Genomic DNA, 3,508 nt, shown 5'->3' with positions numbered 1-3,508 from the left:
GCCGGTGGCCGGGGACGATCCCGCCCCGGCCACCGGCGACGCGCCGGCCTTCCGGGGCGGCGGCTCCTTCGTGGAGACCTTCGCGTCCCTCGGCGATCGCCGCTGGTACGTGGCCGACGGCTGGGTCAACGGCGACTTCCAGAAGTGCACGTGGTCGCGCCAGCGCGTGCAGATCCCCAGCCCCGGGGCGCTGACCCTCACCCTGGCCGACAGCCCCTACAAGGAGCGCGCCTTCAGCTGCGCCGAGATCCAGACCCAGGAGCGCTACGGCTACGGCACCTACGAGGTCCGGATGCGGCCGGGCGCGGCCTCCGGCCTGGTCTCGGCGTTCTTCACCTATAACGGCCCGAACGACGGCGACCGCCGGACGAACGACGAGATCGATTTCGAATTCCTGGGCAAGGACACGAAGGGCGTCCAGCTCAACTATTTCACCGGGGGCGCCGGGCAGCACGAGAGCGTCGAGGCGCTGGGCTTCGACGCCGCGACGACCATGGCCGACTACGCGCTCGAATGGCTGCCCGACCGGATCCGCTGGTCGGTCAACGGCCGGCTGCTGCGCGAGGTGCGGGCCGCGCCCGACCGGCCGATCCCGTCGCACCCCGGCAAGATCATGCTCAGCATCTGGACGGGCCAGGGCCGCGACTTCGAATCCTGGCTCGGGCCGGCCACCTATCCGGGACAGCCGGTCTCCGCCGCCTTCGAGCGCGTCGCCTTCACCAAGCTGGGCGACCCGTGCGGCTTCAAGGGCTCGATCGTCTGCCGGTAGGGCGGCACCACGCCGCCGGCATATTTCGGAACCTGAACGAAACATTAACCTTGTCCCCCGCAGGCTCATGATTGCGGTCACTGCGGGGCCAAGTTCGATGTCCGGGTTCAGCCTTCTCATCGCTGTGTATGCGGTCGGCTTCGTGGAGTTCTGGCGCCTCTGCGTCGTGGCGCCCATGGACCAGGACGACCCGGCCTGAGGGCCTCCCCGACGCAGCGCACATCCCCCCTCACCGGCGCCTGAACTGCGTCCCGCCGGATCGCGGCGCTACTTGCTGCCGCGCTGGGCCAGCACCGCCGGAATGGTGCGCAGCATGATCGCGATGTCCCGGCGCAGGCTCCAGCGGCTGGCATAATCCAGGTCGAGGGCGACGCGCTCGGCGTAGCTGGTGTCGGAGCGGCCCGAGACCTGCCACAGCCCGGTGACCCCGGGCGGCACGGAGAAGCAGAGCGTGAACGCCGTCCCGTAGCGGACGACCTCCCCCTGCACGATCGGGCGCGGCCCGACCAGGCTCATCTCGCCGCGCAGCACGTTCCAGAGTTGCGGCAGCTCGTCGAGGGAGGTCTTGCGCAGCACCTGGCCCAGGGTGGTCACGCGGGGATCCCGGGTGAGCTTGTGCGTCGCCTCCCACTCGGCCCGGGCCTCGGGATGCGCCGCCAGGTGCGCGGCCAGGACCGCGTCGCCGTTGGCGATCATGGACCGGAACTTCAGGCACCCGAACGGGCGCCCGTGCCGGCCGAGCCGCCGGTGCCGGAAGATCGGCGCGTGGCCGTCGCTCGCCCAGATCAGCAGGGCGATGAACAGCAGCAGCGGCAGCAGCAGACACAGGGCCGTCACCGCCACCCCGGTATCGAGCATGCGCTTGGTCGCCCAACCGAGCCGGGGCCCGAAGCGCGCCGGAGAGGCCGTCGGCAGCGTCTTGACCAACGCTTCGTTGATCGTCTCGACCATATGGTGCGGCGACGACGGTGTGATGGAGGTCGGGGTCCCAACCGGGCGCAGCATGGCGGCGGCTCCTCACTCGGTGCGAAAGGTGGATGCGACAGTGCGAGATGCGAGCGGAACCCGCGGGCCGGTGCGGCCGGGACGGGAACAATATTTGACACGCGAAAGTCTTGAGCCGTTGGCACAGCCGAAAACTTGCGGGATAAAGCCAGAGCAGCACGACCGAATCACCAGTGGAGATAAGTAATTGCTGGTCCTTCTGGTCTTCGCTGCGCTGATCGGGGGCGCGATCGGTTTCGCGGTGGGCCTGCTGCAGGGCTGGCTGGTCGCGTTGCTGGCGGCCCAGGCCGGAGCCGCGATCGGCGTGGGCCTCGTGGTCCTGCTCGGGATGCGGCGGTGAGCACCCCGGCCCGGCGGAGCCCCGAATCCGCGCCGCGTGCGGCGGGCTCTCGGAACGGTCTGTGGCATGGCGTGCCGCAAGACATCGCGCTGCACGGCATCGCGTCGTCTGCAAACCGGTGTGTGTGAGCGATGACCGTTCACATCAGTGTTCCACCCGGAATCGGACGGGCCATCGCGACCATACCCCACTTCGATATTGTTAAACAACCCTAAACACGAAGGGTCTAAGGCCGAATACAGCAATGCGGCAGATGTTCAGGCCACCCGGCCTACGCCGATCGAGGTAGGCCGCCCCCACGCCCGGCCGGCCTAGACCGGTCGCTCGATCCGCTCCGACCGCGCCCGCGCGGCGGGACGGGCTCCGGCATCGGACGAGGCGTGCATGGTCCCGGCAGAGCGCCGCATCATCGGGTTCGACGGCCTGCGGGCCGTGGCCTTCCTGATGGTCTTCGTCAGCCACAAGGCGCCGAGCCCGCGCACCGAGGCGCTGGGCAGCGCCGGGGTCTGGCTGTTCTTCGTGCTGAGCGGCTTCCTGATCGTCCGCATCCTGGCGGCCGCCCGCGGGCGCATCGAGGCCGGCGCGGCGACGCCGATGGACAGCCTGCTTGCGTTCTACCGGAACCGGTTCGCCCGCATCGTGCCCGTGTATTACGCCTTCCTGTTCGTGCTCTATACCACCCGGCTGGGCAGCCCGCTGAACCTCGGCGACGACGCGTTCAAGCTTTCGACCTGGCTATACCTGACCAACGTCTATATCGAGCGGAACGGCTGGGGGACGGAGCTCGGCCATCTCTGGAGCCTGGCCGTCGAGCAGCAATTCTACCTCCTGTTCGCGCCGGCGGCCCTGTTCCTGCCCCGGCGCCGTCTCGGGGCGCTGTGCGGCGCGCTCGTGGGCGCCAGCGTGCTGATGCATGTCGCCCTGTGGTCGGCCGGCGCCTGGCCGGTCAGCTTCGACGTCGACACGGTGGCCAATCTCGGGCTGATCGCCCTGGGGGGTCTGGCCGGCCTGCGCACGCAGCCCCTGCCGGGCTGGCTCCGGAGCGACGCCGCCCTGCTCGGCGCGCTCGCCCTGTTCCTGGCCCTGCCGCTGCTCGCCGGGGAGACCGGCCGGTGGCTGATCCTCGGGCGGCTCAGCGGGATCCTGGCGGCGCTCGCCCTGCTCCAGATCGTTCAATCTCCGGGCCACCGCATCGTCGCACTGCTGGACGGCGCCTGGCTGCGCCGGATCGGCGTCATCAGCTACGCCGCCTACCTGTTCCACGTGCCCCTGCATGCGGAGCAGGTGCTGGCGGCCGTCGGCCTGCACCTCGCCGGGCCGCGCTCGGTCACCCTGGCGCTCGACCTGGCGCTGACCCTGCTCCTGGCGGAGGCGTCGTGGCGGCTCCTCGAATC

The 3,508-nt window shown here is 70.1% G+C and carries 4 protein-coding genes; 3 read left to right on the top strand and 1 reads right to left on the bottom strand.

Going from position 1 to position 3,508, the window contains the following annotated elements:
• A partial coding sequence (locus tag FV228_RS23620) for a family 16 glycosylhydrolase (protein WP_147856800.1) occupies positions 1-769 on the top strand: 769 nt, incomplete at its 5' end.
• Between the two features lie 267 nt (positions 770-1,036).
• Here the strand turns inward: FV228_RS23620 and FV228_RS23615 are convergent.
• The gene (locus tag FV228_RS23615) at positions 1,037-1,774 is read right to left on the bottom strand and encodes a sugar transferase (RefSeq protein WP_147856799.1); all 738 of its coding nucleotides are present in this window, start codon (positions 1,772-1,774) and stop codon (positions 1,037-1,039) included.
• Between the two features lie 187 nt (positions 1,775-1,961).
• On the opposite strand from FV228_RS23615, the gene FV228_RS33380 reads away from it, so the two are divergent.
• Together FV228_RS33380 and FV228_RS23610 are read left to right on the top strand one after the other, a co-directional pair.
• On the top strand, positions 1,962-2,114 hold the full coding sequence (locus tag FV228_RS33380) for a hypothetical protein (protein WP_187193450.1): 153 nt from the start codon (positions 1,962-1,964) through the stop codon (positions 2,112-2,114).
• A gap of 384 nt (positions 2,115-2,498) precedes the next feature.
• Positions 2,499-3,508 (top strand): acyltransferase (locus tag FV228_RS23610; protein ID WP_147856798.1); only part of this gene is annotated, 1,010 nt, incomplete at its 3' end.

Origin of the sequence: Methylobacterium sp. WL18, from assembly GCF_008040015.1 — a bacterium.
Classification (GTDB): domain Bacteria; phylum Pseudomonadota; class Alphaproteobacteria; order Rhizobiales; family Beijerinckiaceae; genus Methylobacterium; species Methylobacterium mesophilicum.
Note: the sequence above shows the minus strand (reverse complement) of the source record. Positions and strands in the feature narration are given on the sequence as shown.

Bases quoted from the DNA above. Each gene is read 5' to 3' on its own strand.
- FV228_RS23615 (WP_147856799.1), bottom strand. From the start codon at position 1,774: ATGCTGCGCCCGGTTGGGACCCCGACCTCCATCACACCGTCGTCGCCG.